Origin of the sequence: Flavobacterium adiutor (genome assembly GCF_048282555.1) — a bacterium.
Classification (GTDB): Bacteria; Bacteroidota; Bacteroidia; order Flavobacteriales; family Flavobacteriaceae; genus Flavobacterium.
The window spans coordinates 1,863,496-1,890,391 of record NZ_CP182487.1 but is presented as its reverse complement, the minus strand read 5'-3'; the positions used below and the strand labels follow the sequence as shown (position 1 = coordinate 1,890,391).

Here is a 26,896-nt window from a genome sequence, read left to right as displayed (position 1 = left end):
AACGGATTAAAATCCGTTGCTACGAAATAATTCGTTCCTCTGGAACTTTTAACGAAAGAGCCTTAGGCTCGAAACATATTGTAGGGATGGATTTAATCCATCCAACGCAATCATATTATTTATCCCAAGACATTTTAAATTTCGCATCTTCCATTCTGTGTCCTTTTTCATCATCAGAAACAGCAAAATTGAAACCAGATCGCAAACTGAAACCAGCATGTTCACCGTTTTTATTCAAAGCAATAAAACCAACCTGTAGGTATTCCATGTCTTTGTGTTTTTTATGTTTGTTGTAAATACGTTCTGTGATTTCTTTGCAGGCATCATAAGGTGATTTTCCCTGACGCATTAATTCGACTACCATAGCGCTACCAGCAGTTCTGATTACGGCTTCACCTAAACCTGTTGCTGCTGCAGCTCCTACTTCATTGTCCAGAAAAAGACCCGCGCCGATTATTGGGGAGTCACCGATGCGACCGTGCATCTTCCAGGCAGCACCACTGGTGGTACACCCTCCCGAAAGGTTTCCGTCTTGATCCAACATTAGCATGCTTATGGTATCGTGATTTTCTATATTAATAACCGGTTTGTATTTTGAATCTTCCAGCCATTTTTTCCAGTCTTTTTCTGATTCTGGAGTTAAAAGATTCTCTTCTTTAAATCCTTCTGATAAAGCAAATTGTAAAGCTCCCTGCCCGGCTAACATAACATGAGGCGTGTTTTCCAGAACTCTTTTGGCGACCGAAATAGGGTGTTTAATTCCCTGAAGAAAACAAACAGAACCGCAGTTACTGTTGTGATCCATAATACAGGCATCAAGGGTTACTTTTCCTTCTCGATCAGGATATCCTCCATAACCTACACTTCTTACGTTTGGATCTGCTTCAGGAATTTTCATTCCGGCTTCAATCGCTTCCAAAGGTGATTTTCCGGCTTTAAGCTGTTTCCATGTTTCCTGATTGGCCGGTAGTCCATGATTCCATGTGGAAATGATAATTGGCTTTTTTACTTTTTTTGAAGAAAATTCTAAAACTTCTTCTTTTTCATCTTTCTCTTTCGCAAATCCGTTAAAACCAGCTGAACTTAAGGCTGCTGCGCCTAAAGCTGCTTTTTTGATAAAATCTCTTCTATTTGACATGCTGTTTACTTTTTAAAATGGAACAGTTAAATATTTTTTGTTTAACACATAGAGATAGCTTTTGAAATGTTATAGAATACTTTTCACTCACATTAATAAACATAACTATGTGTAAAAACTTGTTTCTTTTGCATTTTCTTTTGACACCAATTTAAACCTATGTTTCTATGTGTTTAAAAATACTATTTTAAACTTTCTTTAGTTGCTTTGATCGTTTTTAAATTGCTTTCAGATAAAGCATTTCCATCGAAGAAAGATACTCCTACAGCTCCGTTTTCTTTTGCCAGTAAAATAGCTTCTTTTAACTCTTGATCGTTTTTCAATCCCGGAATATAAATTCCTGTATTGATTTTTGTCTTTTTATCTTCTAAATCTACAACACCTTGCTTTGTGGCGTAACCCACCCAGTCAATTTCTTCATCATAAAAACTATGATAAATCATCGGATAAACCTCATCGATATTCCATTTGTCCCAGCGCTGGCGCACCATGTGATCTGCCATTTCAGGATAAGGAAAAACGGCCGCTGTTAATTGTTTGTTGTGTTGGTGTGCAATTTTATATGCATCGTCCACAACGGCTTTAATTGCATTTAGCCTGAAGTTTTTCCACTCCATATCGATGGAAGTATTATGGCTCTCTTTTGGATTTTTATGGTGGATTTTTTCGAATGCTTTTACACATTCATCACAATAACAAAAGTCAAATTGCGGTAATTCTACATCCTGAACCAGATTATATTTTGGCAATAAGCTGATTGGTAAAAAGATATCCGGGAAACGAATGTAATCTAAATGAACACTTTCGATTCCTTCAACTTTTGCCAGTTCTTCGACTAAATGCAAAACGTGATTTCTAGATTCTTTTCTTGTAGGACAAAGCCATTGGTAATAATCGACATAAGGGCGATTATCAAAACAGGATTTTCCTTCTTTGCTCACCTGATACCATTCTGGATGCTGCAATGCAACAGAATCTCCTGGTCTGTTCATCGCCATAATCCAGGCGTGCACTTTTAGACCTTCTTTTGTAGCTAAAGGCACTATTCTTTTTAAAAGTTTTGGATCAGTTCCCGTATTGATTAATACCTCATCGATTCCTCCATCTTTGTATTTTTTAAATTCTTTTGTATAATCAGCATCAGATTTTTTAGCATCTGCCGTTGTCCAGACTCCGAATTTAAAAGTGGTTTGTTCTTCTTTTTTTGCACATGAAAAAATACTAAGTGCCAATAAAAAAAGTAATAGTTTTGGTAGTTTCATACTTAATTGCTTTGTTTTGTTAGACTTGCACTTTGGTACAGTTTGTTTAATAATTCCTGATTATTGTCTAAACTATATTCCCAAAACATAGCACCGCCTAATTTTTTCTGTTTAATAAATGCAGTCTTTAAGGCAATTTCTTTTGGAGTTTCATAAGAAATAAAAATATTGTCCTGAGCATTCCATAAATAAGATGCTTTTGCCGAATCATCATATAATTCCTTAAATTTTCCTGATTTTAATGCTGCCGTAATTTCCCCGTATGCCACAATAGCACTTCCTGTTAAGGCTGACTGGTATAAACCATTATTTTCGGGTGTTACTTTTTCCCACTTTCTTCCGTAAAAAGGGATTCCTACAATAAGCTTGTTGGCAGGTACACCTTCCTTGAAGAATCTATCTACCGACTCACTGATACTGTTTCCTCCAAATTTTTCTTCTTTTGAAGGATATAAATTAGCATGGTGTCCTGTTTGATAAAACCAGCCATTATAAAAATCGTAGCACATCAGATTTATAAAATCAAGATATTGATGTGCTTTTTTCAAATCAGTGTGGTTCATATATTCCTGATCTGTTGCTGCTGCAATTGTAAGCAAGTAATGTTGATTATTTATTTTCGTTTCGATTTCTAATTGTTTGCGTAATTCGCTCAACAATAGAGTAAAATTTTCCTTGTCTGAAGGTCTGAAAATGTTGTCCTCTGCACGTTGCCCGGGAAACTCCCAATCGATATCTATTCCGTCAAAACCATACGTTTTCATTAGTTTAACAGCACTTTTAGCAAATTTTTCTCTTGATTGGGCATAAGCCGCTATGTTTGAAAACTGATCTGACCAAACCCAGCCGCCAATAGAATATAATATTTTTAAACCCGGATTTTGCTTTTTAAGCGCCATTACGCTTTCTATTTTCGCTTTATCTGTAGCTAGTTCAAACTGAACATTTCCGTCAACAATATTAGCAAAGGCATAATTAAGGTGAGTCAGCTTACCCGCATCAATTTTTGCCGGGTCAAAATTCTCATAGCCTGCAACATATCCAATTATTTTTAAATCCTCTTTGGGCTGATTTTGTTTTCTTTCTAATGATGAACAAGCAAAAAAAACACTCATAATCAGGACTAAAAAAACGGATTTAATTGCCATAGGATGTTGCTTAAAATGAATCATTTCTGATAAATTGTTTAATTGTTTTTTATTTTAAAAACTCACCATCTTCTTTGATGATAAAAGTTTGATTTGAAAATGGGCTTTTTACCAAAATATTATATCCCGAAGAATGATTTTCTAAGATAGGTTTTAAAACCTTACCATCGACTTTGATCGTTTCTTTCGTTAAAACTGTTAATGCTTTTGCCCAGACTTTATTTTTTTGATAATATTCTTTTTGAGCCCTGTACAAATTATAAAGTTCCCATTTTACTTTTTCGTCCTGCGGAATTGTAAAAGTGTCTTTCCCTTCTTCTTTTGAAGAAAAATAAACATAGCCCCATTTTTCAGGTTCATGCATATTGATGACTCCCATTGGCGACCAGACCCAATTGTACTCCGGTAGAAATTTTCCGTCTGCCCCTTTTTTGCGTTCGTATTTACCATCAACAAGTGAATGCTGCCAGTTTACTCTTGAGAAGTTTACACGCCAGAATTTATCTGTTGGCACATTATTTTCGTTGTACGATTTTCTATAACATGCCCAGGGAATTGCCATTTCTAACACCCAACCTCCATCAGTATCATTCGGGTTATTAAGTGTTCCGTTGATTTTTACCGCTGATTTAAGCCTTGGAATATCCCAGTCGTTTAATACAACATTATTTTCTCTATACGGTTTTGACAAAAACAGGTCCCAGGCTGTATTTAATGCATTTATCTCTAATTCATAATAATTAAAAGTGTCGCCGTCGGGATCAATAAAAACTTCAAAATCGTTGTTGTAAAAAATAATAGTATCGCGCTGTTTTAAATTGGCCCAAACATGCGGCTCTTCTATGTTTGCTAAAATATAAAAATTGTTTTCATCCCAGAGCATTTTAACTTTTGTTGCATATTTTGGTTTAATATCGTTTTCGATATCTTCAAAAAGATCTGTCCACTGTGCATTTTTCCAAGCCGGATCTGATGCATCTCCGTCAATTACAATTGGTTTTGTAATTTTATTCGCTGTATAGGTTTTAGGCACAATAGTATTTTTCTTCAATTGTGAAAACACTGCAATCGAAGAAAAAACTAAAACAATTGTTAACCATTGATTTTTTAAAAACATGCTTATTTTTTATAAACTATTATCTTTTGTAAACTGAATCACTTCACTCAATTTTCCAAAAGCTATTGCTACTGCCGTATCTGCTGCACCATAATAAACGGTTAATTTATCCTCTTCAGTATCATGCAAAGCAGCACATGGAAAAACTACATTGGGTACATCGCCAACCATTTCATAAAGTTCTGCTGGTCCTAACAAATAAGGCTGTGTTCTGTATTTTACTTTATCGGGTGAATCTACCTCTAAAAGTGCTGATCCCATTGCGTAGCGAAACCCGTTGCAGGTATTAATCACCCCGTGGTAGATCATTAGCCAGCCATCATTAGTTAAAATAGGAATTGGTCCTGCTCCCACTTTTGTACACTGCCAGGCACTGTCTTCAAAAGGAGTTGGTTTCATCACCAGACGATGTTCTCCCCAGTATTTCATATCCGGGCTGTAACTGATCCAGATATCACCAAAAGGCGTATGTCCGTTATCACTCGGACGGCTTAACATGGCATATTTCCCATTTATTTTTTGTGGAAATAAAACGCCGTTTCTGTTGAAGGGTAAAAAGGCATTTTCACATTGAAAAAATTCTTTAAAATCAAAAGTATAGCCAATTCCGATTGTTGGTCCATTATAACCATTACACCATGTAATCCAGTAACGATCTTCGATAAAAACCACACGCGGATCGTATTTATAAGCAGATTCGATCATTTCGGTATTTCCTGATTTCATCTCAATTGGTTCATGGTTGATTTCCCAATCGATTCCGTTTTTACTAAAACCGGCAAAAATATTCATTTGAACTGCTTTGTTATCACATCTGAAGACACCTGCAAATCCGTCCCCAAAAGGAACTACGGCACTATTAAAAATACTGTTTGAAGATGGTATAGCGTATCTGTCAATAATTGGATTTTCAGAATATCTCCACATTACATCATTGCTGTTTTCTGGTCTGTCTTGCCAAGGAATACTGCTCATTTTTTTGTTTTTTTATTTATTGTTTTATTGTAAATCTTTTTTGTTTAAACACATACAAACATAGTTTTTGAAACCGCATAAAGGCGTTTCACTTGCATTAACAAACATAGCTATGTGTTTAGAAACTAGTTTCTTTTTGTATTCTTTTTTAAACACATTTAAACCTATGTTTCTATGTGTTTAATTTTTTTATTCTCTCAATCTTGTCATCCTGACGAAGGAAGGATCTTCGTAAGTGACTCCACTTAGAAATTCGTCAATCTTTGTAGAGTTTCTCGTGAAGATTCTTCGTTTTTCGGAATGACAAGCTGTGACGTCAATCTTTGTCGAGTTACGCGTGTGATTTCTCCTCTGTCGAAATGACAAAATGAACGTTTAAGACTTTGACAAAGCTATCCTGCATTTTATATTTTCTAATTGACTAATTATCAAATTTTCTAATTCTCTAATCTTCTATTCTGCGAACTTTATCCAACCAGGTAAATTTCAAGATCGTTGTCGTTACTAAAAACACAATCAGGGCTGTTATTGCTTTTGGATAATCTCTGATGATGAAGAATATCGGAAGCAGGATCATACTTGACTGCCACACAATTCCAACTGCACAATTCATCATATCCAGCCAGAAATCACTGTTTTTTTCGAAAGACCGATCTTCAGCTTTTAATTGTTTATAAACCGGATTCCAAAATCCCCAGGGTCTTACGTTGGAATAAAACGATTTTAAAACTTCCATTTCTGTCGGCTGGCTTAAGTACGTTCCTAAAAGACATCCTAAAATTGAGAATCCGAATATTAATGGAAACAGGTAAATCGCCTGAACTTGTGATAAATCGTACAAGAAAGAACCTTCGGTTAAATTGGCTTTGTTCATTCCTAAAATAAATTGTAATGAAGCAATGATTAAACCAGCAAACATTCCCCAGAAGTAACCCCATCCGTTAAAACGCCACCAAATCCATTTTAAGAAATTGGCTGCGACATAACCACCGTATAAAGCACTTGTAATCCACAGCGTTAAAGAGTTGATAGAATCTGCAAAGAATCCCATGAAAACACCTAAACCCACTACAAGGAAAGACGAAATCTGGCTTACTTTAATATAATGTGCATTTGAAGCAACCGGTTTGAAGTATTTTTTATAAATATCATTTACGATATAAGCCGGCCCTGCATTAACAAATGCTGAGAATCCCGACATAAAAGCAGCTAATAAACCCGCTAAAAGAATTCCTTTAATTCCAACCGGAATGTATAAATTCACCACTTTTGGCATTAACAATTCTAAATCAGCTCCCGTTAATCCTGTATTTGCGTTTAATTCCGGTGCCAGGTTTACTAACGCAATTACTACGATTCCTGTAATTAATAAATATCTGGGAATAAACAAAATAAGATTAGTAAAACCACTCATATAAGCCGCTTCTTTAACCGATTTTGTAGAAAGAACCCTTTGTAAATCGTAACTTGGAGTTGGTCCTGCCACACTCGCAAAAAATCCTTTGAATAAAGTCATTCCGATGAAAGCACCAAACATTTTGTAGCCTTCTGAATCAATTAAATCATTAAAAGTCTGAAACTTATCACTCCATTGGGTTTCAAACTGCCATCCGAAAAAGACGTTTTTCCATTCTGGTGTAATAATCGAATTAATCTGAATGTCTGTATAATTAAGGAATGCATAACCCGCAATTAAAACTCCGGCTGTAATCATAATTAAATACTGTACCACTTCTGTTGCCACTACAGAAAACATTCCGCCCTTTACGGTATAAATGGTTGTTAGAAAAATAATTAACAAGGCATAAGAACGTTCTGATGTTAATATAATCATATCGCCATAATGAAGTGTCAAATCCCACGGAAGGATTATCGTTACAAATTTTCCGATTCCTTCAAAGAAATACGCAATAAAACCAATTGTGGATATAATTGCAAAAATGGCTACAATAATATGAGATGCTTTTCCGGCTTTGTCACTTCCAAAACGCGTTAAAATCCATTCAGAACCCGTCATAACTTTTGATCTTCTGATCCAAACGGCAAGGAACATCATGACGAAAATCTGGTTCCATATCGGCCAAAGCCACATGAACATAAAACTTTTTACTCCGTATAAAAACAAAACCCCAATCATCCAGGAAGTTCCTGAAACATCAAACATTCCTGATCCGTTGCTCAGACCTAAGAAATACCATTTAATTGTTTTTCCACCGAGGAAATAATCATCTAGTCCTTTTGATGCTTTTCTTGAAATCCAGATTCCTATACCTACTGAGAGCAGAATATAAGCTACGATGATTGATACGTCAATAATATCCATTAATTTTTTGTTGTTAGGTTAGTTCTTTTTTTAGTCCTGAGTTATTAGTGTTTAGTCCTGAGTTTTTTTGTTTATGGTTTTGTTGGTTGTATTTTATAGTTTTTTTGATAACTGATTACTACAAACTATAAACTATTAACTACATACTGAACACTAACCTAGTTCTTTCCCCAGTTTTTATTTGGCTGTGCTCCCATTACAAAATGTAAAGTCCCTCCTTTTAAAATCTGTTGATGTTTGATTGCTGTCTGGTTGAATTCAACTCCGTTTAAAGTTGCTGACTGGATGTAAAAATTTTTATCTGAAACATTTTCGGCTTCAATTACGAACGTTTTGCCTCCTTCAAGATTGATGGTTGCTTTTTCGAAAATCGGACTTCCAATTTCATATTCGCCTGAAGCCGGATTCATTGGATATAAACCGATTGAACTGAAAACATACCAGGCCGACATTTGTCCGCAGTCTTCGTTACCGCTTAGTCCGTTTGGTGTTGTATTGTATTGCGTATCTAAAATATGACGAACCCAATATTGTGTTCTCCATGGCTGGCCTGCATGATTGAACATATACGCAATGTGGTGGCTTGGTTCGTTTCCGTGAGCATACTGACCGATTAATCCCGAAATATCTGCCGAAACATTGTTTCCTGTAATCTCTGAACTTTCTGAAAATAGTTGTTCTAAACGTTTTGTAAAAACTTCGTTGCTTCCGTGAAGTGAAATTAAATCATCAACATGGTGAGGCACAAACCAACTGTGCTGCCACGCATTTCCTTCTGTATAATCAGTATGTTCTCTGTGATTGGAATGTTTTGGATCAAAAGGCTCGTTCCAAGATTTTCCGTCTTGTGATTTTCCTCTCATAAAGCCAGTTTTGGGATCAAATAAATATTGATACGCCTGAGAACGTTTTAAGAAAAACTGATAATCTTCGTTTTTTCCTAATGCTTTTGCCATCTGCGCCACGCACCAGTCATCATAAGCATATTCTAAAGTGATGGTAACCGATTCGTCTAATAAATTGTATGGAATGTAGCCGTATTTTTTATAGAAGTTCAATCCTCTTTCGTCTTGCATCATAGTCGTTTTCATCGCCAGATATGCTTTTTCGGCATCAAAACCTTTAATCCCTTTTAAATAAGCATCTACAATTACAGGAATGGAGTGATATCCTGTCATGGTATTGGTTTCATTAGCATATAATGTCCAGACTGGTAATATTTTTTTTGTATCGTAATACGTTAACATAGAGTTCACCATATCTGAAACTTTGTCTGGTGCCAGTAAAGTGAGCAAAGGATTTTCAGCCCTAAAAGTATCCCATAATGATAAGGTCGAATAAGCAGTATAATCTTTTGCTGTAACAATTTGATCATCCTCTTGTCTAAATTGACCGTTTTTATCACTATAAGTTACAGGGGCAACTTGTGCGTGATACAGCGCAGTATAGAAAATCGTTTTTAACGAATCTACCGGTGTTTCAACTTTAATTTTACTTAAAGCGGTATTCCAAATAGAGGAAGCTTTTGTTTTAGTTTCATCGAAATTGATTTTTGGATCGTCTAAATTATCCTTTGCACTGGCTACGCTAACTGATGAAAGCGCCACTTTTACAAATAATTCAGTTGAGTTTTTAGGGTCAAAAAATAATTGTACCGAAGTATTTTCTCCTTGTGTATTTTTAGCAGTAACAATTTGTTTATCAGCAGTTAAAACTGATTCAGAAATAGGTTTTGAAAATTTAGCAACAAAAAATACTTTTTGATTGGGAGCCCAGCCTTTACTATAACGATAACCACTAATGGTGTATTCGTCTTCGATTGTAATTCCTGTTTTCAGAGCTTTATCCCAGTTAATGGCGAATCCAAGATCAATCACAACGGATTGAATGTCATTTTTGGCAAACGTATATTTATGAAAAGCGGTTCTTTGAGATGAAGTTAATTCTACATTGATTTTAGGATCTTCAAGAAAAACCTGGTACGAACCTGGTGCAGCTTTTTCGTTAGCATGGCTGTATTTAGATTTATACGGTAATTGATCCCGTGAAGTTGTTTTTACAGTTAAATCAAGCTTTTTGTTGGTTGGCATAAACAGAATATCTGCCAAGTCGCCAATTCCGGTTCCGCTTAAGTGCAAGTGACTGAAACCGGCAACAATAGCATCTGAATAATGATAACCGGAACACCAGTCCCAGTTTGAAATACCATTGTCCGGACTTACCTGCAGCATCCCAAACGGAACTGTTGCTCCAGGATAAGTATGCCCGTGACCACCAGTACCTATAAAAGGATTAACATAGTCAGCAAAAAGTATTTCTTGATGATGATTTTTGTTTACATTTATTTTGCAACTTGCAATTAAAATAACAAACAAAAGCAGCAAGGTAAAATTCTTCATATAAAAACAATCTTAATTTAATTTTAAATTTAAACAAATTCAGCTTTTTATTAAAAGTAATTTAGACGGACGACATATAAACTAAGATAAACATCAAAAAATCATAAAAACATATCATTATTATGAATTTAAATTCCGGCAAATTTTATCGGTTACCATTGCATTATCACTTCTTTTTTTGGCTTATTTACTTTTTATTTAATACATTTCGGTGGGGAAGCTATTTTAATGATTATCTGTACTCGTTAAAAACAAACTTGCTGGGCTTTCCAATTCACATGACATTATGTTATCTGAATATTTTAATTTTTATGCCTTATCTGGTTTATCGAAAAAGATATCTTTTGTATGTATTGGCTGTTTTATTAACCATTTTTTTAATGGTGGTCATTAAATTCAATCTTACGTATTTATTAATTACCCACGAAGTATGGCCAGAAGGGCCTCAAACAATTCAAAAACTTACACTCAATTATACCATCGATATGATGATGGGAGAATTATATGTAATGACTTTTGTTACAGCAATTAAAATAACGTTAGATTTTAAGAAAGAACAAAAAAGAGTAACCGATTTAGAAAAATCACAATTGGAAACCGAATTACTTTTTCTTAAATCTCAAATTTCGCCACACTTTTTTTTCAATACATTGAATAATATTTATTCATTATCAGTAGAGAAATCAAACAAAACACCCAAAATTGTCCTTAAGCTTTCTGAATTGATGCGGTATATGCTCTATGATACAAAAGGCAAAAAACAATCTTTAGAAAATGAAATTTTATGTATCCAAAACTATCTGGATCTCGAACGAATCAGGAATGACGAAAGGCTGGAAATAAATATGTCCGTCTCGGGAGATATTCATGATAAAGAAATCTCTCCGGTCATATTGCTTACTTTTATTGAAAATGCCTTTAAACACGGTGTCAATAAAAATACAGGAAATGTAAAAATTAATATTAATTTTAAAGTAAAAAAAGATTTTCTTCATTTTACGATTTCAAATCCAAAACCCGAAATTACGGAGCACAAAGACAATTTTAACAAGTCAAGTGGTATAGGTCTCGAAAATGTAAAAAAAAGACTTGAGTTAGGCTATAATAAAAATGACTACAAGCTTTCTTTTAAAAATAAAAAGAATATTTTTGTTGTAAAGCTTGTGATTAAAGTCACCTAAAACAAATACCGCCCTTATTAATTTTACCTGCAAGATTATTTCGCTCGAATAACTAAGATTAAAGAAATGAAAATAAATTGTTTGATTATAGACGATGAGCCATTGGCAATTAATATTATTAAAAATTACTTAGAGCCACTTGAAAATTTTGAGGTAATAAATACTTTCAGTAATCCGATTGAAGGCCTTAATTTTATTAAAAATAATAATGTCGATGTTATTTTTCTGGACATAAATATGCCCGTTCTGGATGGAATTAATTTTATAAAAAGTCTTGAAAACCCTCCATTAATTGTAATCACAAGTGCCTATAGCCAGTTTGCCATAGAAACTTATGAACTTGACGTTTTAGATTATTTAGTGAAACCAATTGAGTTTCCGAGACTGATGAAAACGCTAAATAAAATAAGTAAAAGAATTGAAAAGAAAGACAATTCAATACAGGACAACCAGCAAGACAGTCCTTTTATATTCGTTAAAATTGACAAAAAGCGAATGAAAAAAATTTTCTTTAACGAAATTCTGGTGATCGAAAGCCTTAAAGATTATTTAAAAATAAATACTCTGACAGGCAAATATATAATCCACAGTACCTTGTCTGATTTTACCGATTTACTACCCGAAAAAAACTTCCTGAGAATACACCGATCCTATACGATTGCAATTGATAAGATCGATGCCGTTGAAGGAAATAGTATTGAGATCGAAGGATTGAGATATGTTATCGGAAGATCTTATATTGATTATGTAAAACAACGAATTTTGAATTCTTCTATATAGTTTTAACCGCAAAGAGCGCTAAGATTTGCGCAAAGGTTCGCAAAATTTATTCACAAAGCTTTGCGAACTTTTTTTTACATTCCTTTTTATAGCAAGCAAAAAAAACTTAGCGAACTTTGCGGTAAAAAAATCCTTTGCGGTTAAATAATCCCAAAAAATAAAGCACAAAAAATGCAGCCAACCACGGCTGCATTTTTAAACTTGGTAACTAACCAAAATAAACCACATGAAGTTTATTATATTTTAATAACACCTTAGAAGAAATACCTCTTAAAAGCTTCTATTGCTGAGTAATCTGCTAATCCTAAAGCATGATATTTTTCTGCTGTCATTCTGTTTCTGTCTTCAACTCTTACCCAAAATTCCCTACTGTCATCGCCCTGAAACATCACTCCGTCTTTTTGAGACTGGTGATAGAAGATAGCATGACGTTTTTTGAGTACCTGATCAGGACTCATTGGAACCGCCATTTCAATTTGGTAAGATTCCCATTCATGCCAGGCTCCTCTGTACAGCCATACCCAGCAATCATTCATAAAACTTTTATGCTTTAATCGTTTCAAAGCCTCAAACAAACTGTCTAAACAAACTTTATGTGTACCATGCGGATCTGCTAAATCGCCCGCAGCATAAATTTGATGTGGTTTTATTCTTTCGATAATATCACACATAATTTCTATATCAGCTTCGCCCAGATTATTTTTCTTAACTGTACCTGTTTCATAAAAAGGCAAATCCAGGAAGTTAACATTTGAATCCTGCAAGCCTAAATATCTGGTAGCTGCTAAAGATTCGCTCCTCCTAATTAACCCTTTTAATTTTCTAACCTCTAAAGAATCGATATCATTCGCTTTTTTATTCTTTAAAAAGTTAATAATCTCTTGGGATTCGACTGAATCTTTATTTAATGCCATGGAAATTTCGGCAAATTTCAATGCCTCTTCATTAGACACAGCAATATTTCCTGATGTCTGGTAGGCAATATGAACATCATGTCCCTGCTCTACCAATCTGTCAAAAGTTCCTCCCATTGAAATCACATCATCGTCAGGATGCGGACTGAATATGATAATTCTTTTTCGTTCCGGTGTTGCTCGTTCCGGTCTGTAAGTGTCATCTGCATTTGGTTTTCCTCCAGGCCAGCCCGTAATGGTCTGCTGCATTTTATTAAACATCTTAATATTTAAATGATAAGCAGTTCCCTCTTCACTTAGCACACTTGACATTCCGTTATCATTATAATCTTTATCAGTAAGTTTAAGAAAAGGTTTTTTCGTTAATTCGCTTAACCATACTACAGCCTTAAGTTTTAACTCTTCATCCCAGACCACTGATTTTACCAGCCAGGGTGTTTTTACCCTCGTTAATTCTGATGAAGCTTCCGTATCTAAAACAAATGTGGTATTACTGTGCTGTTGTAAATAGGTTGCAGGTACTCGTGCGGAAATCTCTCCTTCTATCGTCTTTTTGATGATTTCAGCCTTACTTATTCCCCATGCCAGAAGTACGATCCTTTTGGCTGCTTTTACAGTACCAATTCCCATTGTAATGGCTTTTCGGGGTACATTATCAATTCCTAAAAATGAAGATGCGGCATCAATACGGGTCAAATGATCAAGAGTAATACTTCTTGTTCCTGAATTTACGTGAGATCCTGGCTCATTAAACCCGATGTGGCCAGTTCTTCCAATCCCTAAAAGCTGGAAATCTAAGCCCCCGTATGATTTGATTTTCATTTCATAATCAATACAATATTGCTGTAAATCTTCATTGCTGATATTTCCGTCCGGGATATTAATATTTTCGGGAGAAATATCAACATGATCAAAAAGGTGTTCATGCATAAAATGCCAATAGCTCTGAATATTATTTCTTTCCATTGGATAATATTCATCCAAATTGAAAGTGATCACATTAGCAAAACTTAGACCTTCCTCTTTATGTAATCTTACAAGTTCTTCGTAAACTTTAACAGGTGAAGATCCTGTTGCTAATCCTAAAACACAAGGTTCATTTAATTCTTCCTTCCTCTGGATTATGTTTGCTATTTCCTGCGCAACTAATACAGAAGCTTCCCGGGATGATTCAAAAATCACATTATGAATCTTCTCAAATCGTGTTTCTTCAAATTTTCCTGCTTCTTTAAAATTTATACCTTCTTTTATCATTTGCCTGTTTCCTTTAATTATATAGTATAAAATTAACACTTAGTCTATCAGTAAGATTAAAAATTCGACTAATAACCTGTTAACTTCGGCAAAAGACAGAATAAGAAATAAAAAAGTGCATCCTCAACTAATGTTCGTTTGTATTTACTTTTCAATCACATTTATCTCACCAATAGAAAATACCTGACCTTTTCTTCCATCATTGGATTTAGCGACAAAACGCAGATACCTTGCTTTACTTTCAGTAAATATTTTTACCTGCTCTATCGGGTTATTTTTGATATTTGAAAATTCGCCCTGAGATTTCATAGTCCATTTAACATTATCTACACTGGTGTAGAACTCATATTTGGATATCAGGTTAAGATTGTTACCCACTTGCTGGGGAATATAAGTGAAGCCATTGATTTTGATGGTGGCTCCCATATCAATTATTACTTCCTCAGAAAGTTTATCACTCCCACCACCAAAATTCCAGTCTGTATCAGGGTTTCCGTCTATGATTCTATTTACCAAGTTCATGTCGCCGCTAGAAGCACTCACCACTTTCCATTTCTCTTTAGAAACGCCATACTTTGCTGTTGCGACAGCACTGTTAATATTTTCATTTTTATTGATTGCTATCGCTTTTATCTGGACTGCTTTATTGTACTTAAAAGACTCCTTGTACAAGGTACTTTTTAATGACGGCTTAGAACCATCGGTCGTATAATAAATATCATTTCCTTCCTCAGATTTCATAGATACGTTTCCATTTTTATCACGCCCAATAACAGGAGACTTCACAAAAGTTGGTGCATTATAAACCTGAATATTCGAAATTGCAATGCACGCTTTTGAGTCGCTAATGTTTATTTTAAGTGCCGAAGCCGTAATCCTGTCTATTCTTAAAATTCTTTTATAGCCAATAGTCGTTTCACTGGCAACCGTTTTCCAGTTTCCATTAATCTTGGCTTCAACAGTAAAAGCCTTAATACGTTGTCCTAATTTTATATATTCCTGAAGCAAAATCCGATTGATCGCTAGAGGTTTTTCAAAATCAAATACAATTGAAGCTGTTTTGACATTATCATCTGTAGCCCAGTAAGTATTTTTATTCCCGTCTGTTACATTTTTTGCCGCATATAAAGAGGCGTTTCCTCTTACATTATCAGCAGAAACTTTAGCCCAGCCCAATAATTCCGTTTTAAAATCGGCTTTTATGGTCGATACCAATTCTTTTAATCGCGCTTCGTCATTTTCATGAACCAACCCTCTTCTGTCAACCGGAAGATTCAATAATAAATTCGCATTACGACCAATGGATTCATAATAAATATCCACCATTTCATCAAGTGAGCGCACTTTATCATCTTCAATACTATGATAAAACCATCCGGGTCTGATGGAAACATCTGCTTCTCCCGGAACCCATTTTTCGCCGTCTTCATGCCCCGACATAAATTCGGTATAATGAACTTTGCCAGCTAATTCATCTTTCTGGCGTAAAAGCGACCAATTGGTTTTTCCGGCACGTCCCTCTTCATTTCCAATCCATCTCGCTTCAGATGGACCAACACCCCAGACTAAAGTTTTGGGTGCAGTTTTGTAAATTAGTTTATAAGTTTCATCCCAATCGTAGTATTCCAGCGTATTGATTTTTCTTGTTTCATTTGCACCTCCGTAATAACCATCACCGCCATTGGCTCCATCAAACCACATTTCGAAAACATCCCCATAATTAGTAAGCAACTCTTTTAGCTGGTTTCTAAAATAAGTAATATACTCAGGTTTTCCGTATTGAGCATGATTTCTATCCCATGGCGAAAGATACAATCCTAATTTTAAATCATATTCTTTGCAGGCTGCTGCTAATTCTTTTACAACATCACCATTTCCGTTCTTCCAGGGAGATTTTTTGACAGAACGTTCCGTGTAAGCTGATGGCCATAAGCAAAAACCATCATGATGTTTAGCTACCAGAATGATTCCCTTCATTCCTGCTTCCTTTGCAATGCGGGCCCATTGTCGTGCATCTAAAGCTGTTGGATTAAACAATTCCGGCGATTCATCTCCATATCCCCATTCTTTGTTTGTGAAAGTATTTAAAGAGAAATGAACAAAAGCATAAAATTCCATTTCGTGCCAATCTAGTTGTTTTTGTGTTGGCAATGGACCAAATGCTTCGGGAGGTTTCACTAATTCCTGAGAACAAACTGGAATTACTATTAAAAAATAACTAAGCAATAAAAAAATATTTTTCATTAGAATTCGAATTAATGTTTTATTAATAAAACTATTAAAAATTTAAATTTAAGATAAATCAATATTCTGGATTATACTATTTCGACCAACAACATTTTTAAAGGAGTATTGGAATGATTCTAATAGAAAAGAGTGATAAACAAAAAGAGGCTGTCCTTACTTTTCGGACAGCCTCTTGTTTTTCTTGTGAATACTTATGGTGAAAGTTTCGTTTTTTTACTGAAGGCTTTAGAAATTTTAAATAATTATTCTACCAATTCAAAATCTCCCTGATCAATATACTTGAGAACTGCTTTATAATTACTGCCTACTATTTGTGCAGCATTATCACCATTGGTCAAAGTAACCGGATTTACTTGAGAAGTAGAAGATGTAAAAGTCATTGTGTATAAAACTCCATTTACAGAATAATCCACTCTAAAAGGCCTGCTTGAATCAACCAGATTGGTTTCTATCTTTATGCCGTATTTTACATTTGGACTAATACATTCATTTTCTGTTATTTTTGAGCCATCAGCATGTACAAAAGAAATGCTTCGTGGAGTTATCTCTTCTTCATGATCTGAACAACTAAAAGAGACAATCATAACGAATAGTAAAATATAGTATTGTTTTATTTTCATTATTATTGTTTTTGATTTATTACTATTTCTTTATTAATACTGCCTACACTCACAGTATATTTCCCTGCTTCTAGATTATTAAAAACAGTTTCTCCATTCTGAATGTTTTGAGCCGTAATTTTAACAACTCCTTTTGTCAAAGTAGCCGTTGCTCCGTTTTCATCGTATAAAACTTTAATAACTCCGCCGGCATAACATACGGCATCTTTTTTATAAAATACTGCACTACCTAATTTAACCGTTATTGTCCATTGTTTTACGACAGATTGATCTTCTGAAAGCACCTGAAATTGAACAGGATTGGTAAAGTCTATAGTATTTGATCCTGAAATTTTATTTGTTGTCCCTATAAATAATTTTGCTCCTGGACTTAATTCAAATAAAGCATTTAATGCGGTTACGTTTGTTCCTTTAGCTGCATAAAGTGTTATTTGCGTACCTTGAATAGTTTTAGCAGTTTTTAAATCTTTAAAGCTAAAATCGGTAATTTCAGTTTCTGTTCGCAATGCAGGGCTTGCAAAACTATAAGACTGGAACAAATCGCCATAGTGTTTGTTGTTTTCAAATAGTTCTGTTTTATCTACATTTTTAACAACATTGTTTGCTGCATCATAGATTTTAAAACTAACAACTTCGTTATCTGTATTTGAAAACACGGTTAAATAAACCATGTATTTTTTTTCGCTTGACACATAAATCGGGCTGGCTATTCCGCGGCACTCTCCGTTAACAAACGCGGCTATTTTATCGTTCTTGCTTGTTAAGTTTTTTCCATCAACAGTCAGGAAACCTTCAAACGACATGGTGTATTGAAATTTATTTTCATTTACTGCCCAGTCTGGCGATTGGCCAAATACATTACTGCTTAGTATAAAAAGCAATAGTGTTATATGGATATAATTTCTCATTTTTAATTGATTATAAACTCCTAAAACAAACTTTAAAAGCTGTTTTAGGAGCTCAATTTTTAATTATTTCTTTTTTACAGCTTTAGTTCTTACCACTTTTCCATCTACTTCTACTTCTACTATATAAATAGCTTCAGCTATATTTGGAGAAATTGAAATCACGTTGCTGCCGCTTTCAATAATGGCCTTTTGACTAAATACCAACTGACCGCTTACGGCATAAAGCTGAACGTTTACTTCCTGCTTTTTAAGGGCATTAAGTTCGATATTCAAAGTAGTTGCAAAAGGATTTGGATAAATACTGTTTTCGCTTTTTGAAACTTCTTCTAAAATAACCGGATCCGTAATGGTTCCCAGTACTTCATTTCCTTTAAAAATAAATGATTTAGAAGTTCCTTTTTTCGTAAATCCGTCTCCTAGCGTAAAAGAAAGTTCTTCAGTATCCTCCCCAAAAATGGTGATGAAACTCAGCTCTTTTCCGTTTATCGTCTGATTTCTTGCAGTTCCTTTCAGAACACCTCTTGAATCGTATACAAACAATTCATCAAATCCCTGCGGAAGCAAAACAACTGCATTCATATTTTGTGAATACTGTTTGAACTCTGATGCGATGGTTTCCTGCTCATTGTTTGAAGCCGGTTTTCCGGTTTTGCTTTTCTCCAGATTATCCGGATATTTAAAAGTCTGCTGTTTACTTGATTTAATCATGTACCCTTTTCCAGCTTCTAAGTATTTTAATGTTCCGTTCCATCCAATAATAGGATCATAGATTGCAAACAAATTCTGCGATTTAATAACATCTCCGTCAGCTGCATCAAAATAAGCTAAGGCTTCGTTTGTTGTTTGGTTTGATGTTAAAGGATAAGCAAGCCAGTTCCAGTTTTCTTTAATTGGGAAACTCCATGTGGTAACGTCTACATTTTTCCCTTTGAGCTTTAATGTCTGTTCTTGTGTAACATTTACTTTATACATTTTAGAAGATGAAAGTCCCCCGTTTGCAGTAATTGTACCCGACCATCCACTATTTGCAGGATTCGATGCATCTTTAAAATACGTATCGAGCAATGCAGGAGAATGACTCAAAATACGGTTTGAGGTTTCTAAAGTTAGATTCTTCGTCAATGCATTTAAATCTGAGAAATTAGCATCGTTAGTATTTAACGAAATCCAAGTCCATCCTTTATTCAGTTTAATTTCCTGTTCTGTTAAACCAGAATTGGCAAAAATATAAGGCTTGCTTAAAGTTCCTAATACTTCATTATTCATAAAAGTAATAGACGGATTTAATTCTGCGGAGGCTTCTAAAATTTTACCCTGAGAAGCATCCCAGATTTTAAATTTCAGGTTTTCACCCGAATTTACATTACTGTAAATCGTTAAGAAGGCAAAGTATTCCTTGTACGCTTCATTGTAAACTAGTTTTGCAGATCCTCTTGTTTCCTCATTATAGAAAGCTCCAATTTTGTCATAGGAATCAACAGACAATACACCATCGACTTTTATTTTCGCAATGATGTTCATACTGTAATCAAAACGCGTCGGATCAACATTCCAATTAGGTTCTGGAGCCAATACTCTTAATTTTACCTGTAATTTCTGGTCGTAACCAAAATCAGTCTGCAAGTATAAATTCTCCAGATATTCGCCAATGGCAACATCCTGATCAACAGTTGCTTTAATGGTCGTTTTTGTATTAGGATCAAGAGTTCCTGATGTTTTACTTAAACTTAACCAGCTTGGCAGATTGTTAATTGCGTATGGCTGTTGTTTTCCGCCTTTGTTCACCAATGTAATATCAAAGGTTTTGGTTTCGCCGCTATTTTTTGTCAGATCAACAATTTCGTTGTAGCCTTCGGCAAACCAGCTTACCTCATTACGGTTAACATAAGCCGTCCAAGTTACTGGAGATTCCTGCATATTATTAGCACTGTCAAACATTCTGTGTACCGTAATATCCAGGATTTGTCCTTCTAATGAAGCCCAGTCTGTAATAACCGGTGCAATAATCATTTCACCATCTTTTATAACATTTGTAGTTACAAACTTAACTAACTGTCTCTCTGGCTTTATCGCTGGAGCATCGTTTGAATAATTTACTGTACCTCCGCTTAAAACGGCATTGTTTACTACAACTGTCTGATTTGCATCTGCATGATAATATCTCGGTCCGTTTGCTGTAACAGGATCAGGAACATTCATTCTTGAATACAACAATAAACCTATACTTTCTACATCAACTTCATTATAACTGTCTCTTGTTATTTGCTCCACATTACGAAGTGTATTCCACAAACGGAATTCGTCGATCTTACCTGTAAATGTTCTGTCAACAGTTTCTTTACCTGAAAGATCTTTTGCTCCTCTGGCTCCAAGCCAAATTTTATTTCCAGAGAAACCTCCAATAGCCGTCATTTGGTTTGAAGAAACTAGTTTGGTATCAACATAAGTTCTTAATGATCCAGCTCTATTGAATAATAAAGTTACATGGTGCCATGCATTGTCAGAAAGTCCTTTTGTTGTTAAAACATATGATTTTCCTTCACTTTTCAGTAAAAGATTACCTGAAGCATTCATATCAACAGCCCATTTATTCGATAATCCGTTGCTTTGAACAACATCTGAACCATCACCTTTACCGTTTGAGAAAATAGTCGCTTCTTGTGAAGTTGGTGTTTTAATCCAAAACTCCATCGTAGCGTCCATTTCTTTTGTGATTTGAACAAAATTTACATTGTCCATAACCAGATATTGTCCGTTAACAAAGTCGTATGAATTTCCTTTTGGCTTAATATCCCAAGATGTATTTACCGTTGCATGTTTAAATCTTACTAAATCTTTGGCTAAAGCGTCTCTTCCTTCATTCATTGGCCAATAACCAACTAAATTTGCTTCATTACCCATTAATTTTGCATACATTTTTGCATAAGCATCTTCTCTGCTTAAGGTTTTATTCCATAAACGAAGATCGTGCAGGTTTCCAGCAAATGTATTTCCACCAACAACTACAACATTATTGTTTGCAAATTGTACATTGGCTTTTCCATTGTTAGAAGCAATTTCGAGATCATCTTCAAAAATTCTATAATCACCGTTGCTGCTGTTATAAGTGAAAGCATAATGGTGAAATAGATTATCGTTTTTCAATCCTCCTTGTACAGTTATATCTCCTAATGTGAAAGAAATATTTCCGTTGTTTAATCCAACATTTAAACCTCCTTCTTGCGAAATGACAGACGCATTTGAAGCTTTCGTTTCGTTATTCAGCCAGAATTCAAGGCTTAAATTTCCTGAACTTATTTGAGGACTGTTTATTACAGCTGTATTATTACTTCCTTCAAAATGTAAACTTACATTGTGATCAATTTTTAATTGATTGGTTTGTCCTTTTATTTCAATAGTGCTTACTGCCGGATTATAGAAAATATTTTCGTTAAAGCTTATTTTCAGGTCTTCTCCTGCACTTAAAATACCGTTTGTCGGCAAAGGTGTACCAAATAACTGAGGAGTAATTAAATCTACTGTACCTGAGATAATTTCAGCGATAAATTCAGTATCATTCGTACAGGTGCTTCTTGCACGAATCTGATATTTACCATCTTCTAATTTTAAACCTGCAATATCAAAATTGTAACTTAAAGTCGACGCAGCACCTATAGATGAAATCTCCGTTTCTTTATTATTTACGGCTTCATTATAAAACTCAGGAGTTCCGTAGTAAGTGTGCAGACGAATCCAGTTTGGACTTGTCGCTAATTTATACTCAAGGTCAATTTTCTTGAAACTTTTAAATTTAGTATTGTAACCTGTCAGGTTTATTGCTAAAGGCTTAGTTGATCCATCTGTATTATAAGCTTTCTCTCTATTATAAACCCATGTGTTTAAAGGAGCGCTCACTGTTACACTTGAACATGACGGAACAAAACTTGCCGAAATAAGCACTTCAGAACTTACATCTTCGCCATCACATAATGACTGCAGTCTGATTTTGATGTCCTTATATTCATAAATATCTGAAATAGACTTTCCTAAAGTCAATTTATAAATAACTTCTTTTCCATAAGGTACGTGAACAATTGTTCCGTTTGGTTCAATATTAATTAAGGCATTATTCGGATTAGTAGTATTATCTACCACTAACAAGAAATCAGCATCAGAACCTGATACACTGTTGTTTTGAAGTTTTAATTCAAACTCAGCATTTTTAGTTTCAACTACATTCGTAATATCGTTATCTGTTACTGCAAGTACAGGAACTTCTACTTTTTGAGTAGCAAAACTTAATTTTTCACGTTTATCTTCCGGCAGCTCATTAATTGTAGTTGCTGTAGCACTGTAGTCTGTTTTATTATAAAAATGAGTTTGTTCTGCATCTTCATACGGACAAGAAGTTCTTCCGCCCTGCGTAATGAAAACAGGCCCGTTACCATCAAAAGAATTGACTACATCTACACTTAAAAAGTTCGCTTTATCATTATCTTTAAAAGTATAACTGATATTTGTGGTAGTTGTTTTTTCAGTAGATAATGATGAATTAATATCTTGCTGAAAGAATGCTTTTGTGTTAGATTCCATACCCACTTTATTTACTTCAAAACCTAGAATTAAAGCTACTGATTCGTCAATAACCAAGTTGTAAGAAGTAGTAGATGCAGATACCACACTTGTTTCTACACTGCGGGAATAAGATCCTAAACCTGCATCAAAAGAGACATTTTTCTCAAACTCAGAACCAAGCATATTTTTAATCTCATCAGAAGATGTAAGCTGATTGGTCAATCTTGCTTTTGCTGCTGGATCACTAATTCCGTCATAAGCTCCTTTCACCTGATTGTTAAAGTTTGTTATAACATTTGATAAACCTGTTTTATAAGCTGCACGATCATTTTTAGCAGCATATTTCATTTTTTCGTTATCCAAAATTACTTTTCGCCATAATCGTATTTTCTCTGCATATTCTTCTCTTTTTTGCTTGTTAGCAGCAGAGTTAGGATCTGGTCCATTCAAATTATTGGTAATAAACAATTCATACTCTGGAATCAAAGTAGTTAAAATATGTTTCTGCGAATAAATAAAGAATGTCTCAGTTGGTTTATCTACAAAACTAAGCGCTTTCTGCTTGCTGATATATATTGGAGCATTTGCAGTCCCTAAGTTTATATATTCATTTGAACTTAAAGGTACGGCTTGACCATTTACAAATTTTTGAGGGATTGTTTTAGACGTTTCAATGTTGTCATACGATCCATAAAATATGTTTTTCGAGTTTCCGATATATAAATCTCCGTCTGAACCTACATAATCTGAAGCGTCACTGGTAGAAATAGCTTTACTAAAAGTATAAGTGCTTGTTACAGTTTTACCATCTTGAGAAGTATTAGACAGAGACATACCTGTAACTCCAGAGTTTTTTGACTCGATTGATACTTTTGGTGTCGGTACTAAACCTCCCTGAAGTTCAAAATACATACCTCCTGCGATAGTAAGTTCTTCTTCAACACCTTCTTGGTGTGCCAAAGAAGCTTCTGATGTAAACGAAATACTTTCGCCTGCTTCAAGCGAGGCAAAACTATTAGATCCTGGAGGGTCTCTTAAAATAATCGCAGGAACATCTGGCGCTGCAGTGACAAAAGTCTGGCTTCCGTCTGCTTTTCCTCCTAAAATAATTCCGGTATCATTGAAATTCTCAACTGGATAATCTACTTCGTTTAATCTATATTTTAAAGTACTTTTTATTTCAAACGGAGGTGTAATAGAAGGAATACCTCCTTTAAAGGCATAGGTCAAAGTACTTCCATCTGCTGTAATCGTTTCTGAATCCGGCAGAGCAAGATTGTTTGTTTTTACCAATTCACCGTCTGTTACGGGAACTTTTACTTCTACAGCTGTTCCAGAATCATTATTGGTATAACGCTCAAAACGATTCATTACAATTTTGTACGCCATAAACTGCGTGTAAATTGGTTTTGCAAAGTTTTCTGTAGAAACTTTTGTGCCTGCAACGTCAATAGTTTTATCAGATGTCTGTTCGATAACCTGCAATACCGGAGTCGATCTGTAAGTAAAACTTTTCTCGTAATGATACGGAGTTCCAGTTAACGTTTTATCGACATTACTTTCTTTATACTTAAATTCAGGTGTTTTAGTAACCGGAATTTCGGTAAAATCAAATGTTTCAGTAGTGCCTGTTTTTAATAAATTAATGCTTGTATTGCTTTTAATAACCAAATCACTTGCTTCCAGATTATATTTTAAAGGCATTACAGCAACCCTGTATTCTCCTGAAGCTGCATTAGTAGTATAATTAAACTTGGTATAATTGGTTACATTGGCTCCAACTGGTGCATATCCTAACGTAAAGTTAGCTTTACCAATGTTATTTTTGGCACTGACTTCCAGATTTTTTGTAATTCCGGCGTCTGTAATAGATTTTGTTACGAGACCTTCACCTCCAAAACCAATTGGTTTTTCAGCTTCTACAGAGCCACCCACTACTTTACCAACAACGGTAACTTTAGTATTGTCTACAAAATAAACGGGTTCATTAGCATCTTCAAAAAACTCTTTAAATTCACTTGTAGAGGCAGGAAAACGCCCGTTATAAACAAATTGATGGCCGTCTTTTTTAATGGTGATATAATGTTTGCCAATAGGAACGCTAACATCAAAATATCCGTTATCATCTGTAACTACGGGAATGTTATTGGCATCCAGCACAATATTCCCATCAATAAATACGTTGGCTCCAGCTGTATAGATTGAAGCATAACGATCTAGATAATCGTCTGATTTATCTGCTGGAGTTCCCGCATCATTTTTCCAATATTTTGCTTTAGGAAATTTTTCACCGTTGATTTCATAGTAATTATACCCTTCATCAAGAATATTAGCTCCTCCGCCAATCCATGCATCATTTTGATTTTGAGTTGTTTTACCATCTACAGAAACATATGATGGGAAAACTCCTCTTGTATCATAGGCTACAACACCTTTGAAACTGAACGAAGACTGATCAACAAAATCAATTTTATTAACCACTTCAGAACCTACTCCTAAATAAACCAACTGCTGGTTCGGCTCAAATTTATGCTGACCGTACATAGGAGTAATGTTATAAGATTCTCCTGTACCAGAATACTGAATGGCACTGATTTGGTAATTTCCTTTACTGTCTGTTACTCCCAAAACACCTAATTGAGATGTAGTAGGATAATTATCAGCTTCTGATGCCCATAAAACTTTATTACTTTCCGGTGTATTGGCATCCCAAAGTTTACCGTGATTTTCATTATAGTTAAAACCGCTTCGAGACAAATCATAAGCAAATCTTCCTGCTTTTTCATTGGCTCTAAGGTAAGTTAACATTCGGGAGTCGTTTCCGCTTATAAATCTTGAGTAATCTGTTCTAATTACAGAAGATTCTAATGCTGCTTTCCAGATTCTTATTTCATCAATATAACTTGATCTTGCTCCTCCAACTTTAGCATTATCCCAGGTTACCCCAGAAAGTCTTACGGTGCCTGTTGGAATTACGGCACTGAAATAAGGAGCGGTATAAGAATCATCAACGCCTTTTAGTTTACTGTCGGCCTCAGTTACATACGCTTGTGTAATCTGTCTTCCGTTAACATATAATAACGGAACCTGATTATCATTGATCACAACAGAAAAGTGAACAAAAGATTTATTAAATTCTGAAACAGGCACAAGCAGATCATTTCCTCTTGAATTTAAATTTCCTGAAGGGAAATAATTCCTTAATGTGTATTTGTTTGTTCCAATATTAACATCAAGTGTCTTACTAACAGCATTTAGCTTTACAGTAACATCAAGGTTGTCTGAACTCGTAGAACTTGAAAGATTAAACAATCTAATGGCCGTTTCAGAATCACTTGTATAAGCGCCATTTGGTTTTACCCAAGCCTCAAAAGTTGCTGCGTTTGAAATTAAAGTACTCAATACGCTTAAATCTACAAAACCAGAAGCAGGAACATTCAAACCACTTCCTTTAACAGCACCGCTGCCATTTGGAGTTGCGGTAACCACAACATCTTTAACGGGATTTCCGCCTTTGTAGCTAATGTTTCCTGTTACAACAGCTGTTGGGTTTCTGTATCCAATTCCGGTAATATAAGTACTGTATAGAATTGGAGTGTTACTAATTCCCTGAGCTTCTACTTTATACTCGTATAAAACGCCTCCTTCTACATATTTATCTTCATAAGTAGTTTCTGTAGCAGAAAGTCCTACTACTAAATTGTAAGGAAGATTTCCGGCTTCTGTATAAACTCTTCTGTATATTTTTATACTTTTTACCAGATCCTGATTCGCTCTTAAATCCCAATTTATCAACACCTTATCACTATAAAAACCTTTTGAAACCCCAAAAGATTCTTCGGCAAATGTGTTGAATAAATAAAGAGTATTCCATGGAAAACGAATATCTGCAGGATTTGTTTTCCTTGTGCCTGTTTTATTTTGCCCTAAAAATGGAAGTCCAACCTGTATGCTGAAACCATTTTTTTGAATGGCCTGCGAAACGGGTGTTATTCTGGCTCCTCCAGTGTTATTTTGAGCATAGAGTCCCGATCCCAGAACAAATATTCCGAGAATTGCAATTATTTTCTTCATAA

The 26,896-nt window shown here is 34.9% G+C and carries 14 protein-coding genes; 2 read left to right on the top strand and 12 right to left on the bottom strand.

Going from position 1 to position 26,896, the window contains the following annotated elements; all coding sequences use genetic code 11:
• Positions 1 to 115: 115 nt before the first annotated feature.
• The 7 genes from ACNC7R_RS08340 to ACNC7R_RS08310 all read right to left on the bottom strand — a co-directional run bounded on the left by ACNC7R_RS08340 (position 116) and on the right by ACNC7R_RS08310 (position 10,362).
• A complete protein-coding gene (locus ACNC7R_RS08340; protein WP_417940471.1) occupies positions 116 to 1,138 on the bottom strand; it encodes an isoaspartyl peptidase/L-asparaginase family protein in 1,023 nt (340 codons plus the stop codon).
• Between the two features lie 182 nt (positions 1,139 to 1,320).
• Entirely contained in the window at positions 1,321 to 2,400 is a 1,080-nt protein-coding gene (locus ACNC7R_RS08335; protein WP_417940470.1) for a putative glycoside hydrolase, read from the bottom strand.
• A 2-nt stretch (positions 2,401 to 2,402) separates the two neighbouring features.
• The gene (locus tag ACNC7R_RS08330) at positions 2,403 to 3,548 is read right to left on the bottom strand and encodes a glycoside hydrolase family 18 protein (protein WP_417940469.1); all 1,146 of its coding nucleotides are present in this window, start codon (positions 3,546 to 3,548) and stop codon (positions 2,403 to 2,405) included.
• Between the two features lie 49 nt (positions 3,549 to 3,597).
• Positions 3,598 to 4,665 (bottom strand): carbohydrate-binding family 9-like protein, encoded by a 1,068-nt coding sequence (locus ACNC7R_RS08325; RefSeq protein ID WP_417940468.1) that lies wholly within the window; start codon positions 4,663 to 4,665, stop codon positions 3,598 to 3,600.
• A 9-nt stretch (positions 4,666 to 4,674) separates the two neighbouring features.
• A complete protein-coding gene (locus ACNC7R_RS08320) occupies positions 4,675 to 5,640 on the bottom strand; it encodes a glycosidase (RefSeq protein ID WP_417940466.1) in 966 nt (321 codons plus the stop codon).
• Positions 5,641 to 6,085: 445 nt separating this feature from the next.
• The gene (locus ACNC7R_RS08315; protein WP_417940465.1) at positions 6,086 to 7,963 is read right to left on the bottom strand and encodes a sodium:solute symporter family protein; all 1,878 of its coding nucleotides are present in this window, start codon (positions 7,961 to 7,963) and stop codon (positions 6,086 to 6,088) included.
• Positions 7,964 to 8,121: 158 nt separating this feature from the next.
• Entirely contained in the window at positions 8,122 to 10,362 is a 2,241-nt protein-coding gene (locus ACNC7R_RS08310) for a GH92 family glycosyl hydrolase (protein ID WP_417940464.1), read from the bottom strand.
• Positions 10,363 to 10,484: 122 nt separating this feature from the next.
• Between ACNC7R_RS08310 and ACNC7R_RS08305 the strand changes: the two genes are divergently transcribed.
• The gene (locus ACNC7R_RS08305) at positions 10,485 to 11,543 is read left to right on the top strand and encodes a sensor histidine kinase (RefSeq protein ID WP_417940463.1); all 1,059 of its coding nucleotides are present in this window, start codon (positions 10,485 to 10,487) and stop codon (positions 11,541 to 11,543) included.
• 66 nt (positions 11,544 to 11,609) lie between these two features.
• Positions 11,610 to 12,323 (top strand): LytR/AlgR family response regulator transcription factor, encoded by a 714-nt coding sequence (locus tag ACNC7R_RS08300; RefSeq protein WP_417940462.1) that lies wholly within the window; start codon positions 11,610 to 11,612, stop codon positions 12,321 to 12,323.
• Between the two features lie 254 nt (positions 12,324 to 12,577).
• Here the strand turns inward: ACNC7R_RS08300 and nagB are convergent, their stop codons facing one another.
• The 5 genes from nagB to ACNC7R_RS08275 form a co-directional block, all read right to left on the bottom strand.
• The gene (nagB, locus tag ACNC7R_RS08295) at positions 12,578 to 14,491 is read right to left on the bottom strand and encodes a glucosamine-6-phosphate deaminase (protein WP_417940461.1); all 1,914 of its coding nucleotides are present in this window, start codon (positions 14,489 to 14,491) and stop codon (positions 12,578 to 12,580) included.
• A gap of 144 nt (positions 14,492 to 14,635) precedes the next feature.
• Positions 14,636 to 16,735: an alpha-L-fucosidase gene (locus tag ACNC7R_RS08290; RefSeq protein ID WP_417940460.1), complete on the bottom strand. Its 2,100-nt coding sequence runs from the start codon at positions 16,733 to 16,735 to the stop codon at positions 14,636 to 14,638.
• Between the two features lie 245 nt (positions 16,736 to 16,980).
• Positions 16,981 to 17,358: a hypothetical protein gene (locus ACNC7R_RS08285; protein WP_417940459.1), complete on the bottom strand. Its 378-nt coding sequence runs from the start codon at positions 17,356 to 17,358 to the stop codon at positions 16,981 to 16,983.
• 2 nt (positions 17,359 to 17,360) lie between these two features.
• Positions 17,361 to 18,266, bottom strand: coding sequence for a hypothetical protein (locus tag ACNC7R_RS08280; protein WP_417940458.1), 906 nt, complete (start codon positions 18,264 to 18,266; stop codon positions 17,361 to 17,363).
• Positions 18,267 to 18,329: 63 nt separating this feature from the next.
• The gene (locus tag ACNC7R_RS08275; protein WP_417940457.1) at positions 18,330 to 26,894 is read right to left on the bottom strand and encodes a LamG-like jellyroll fold domain-containing protein; all 8,565 of its coding nucleotides are present in this window, start codon (positions 26,892 to 26,894) and stop codon (positions 18,330 to 18,332) included.
• Positions 26,895 to 26,896: the final 2 nt, after the last annotated feature.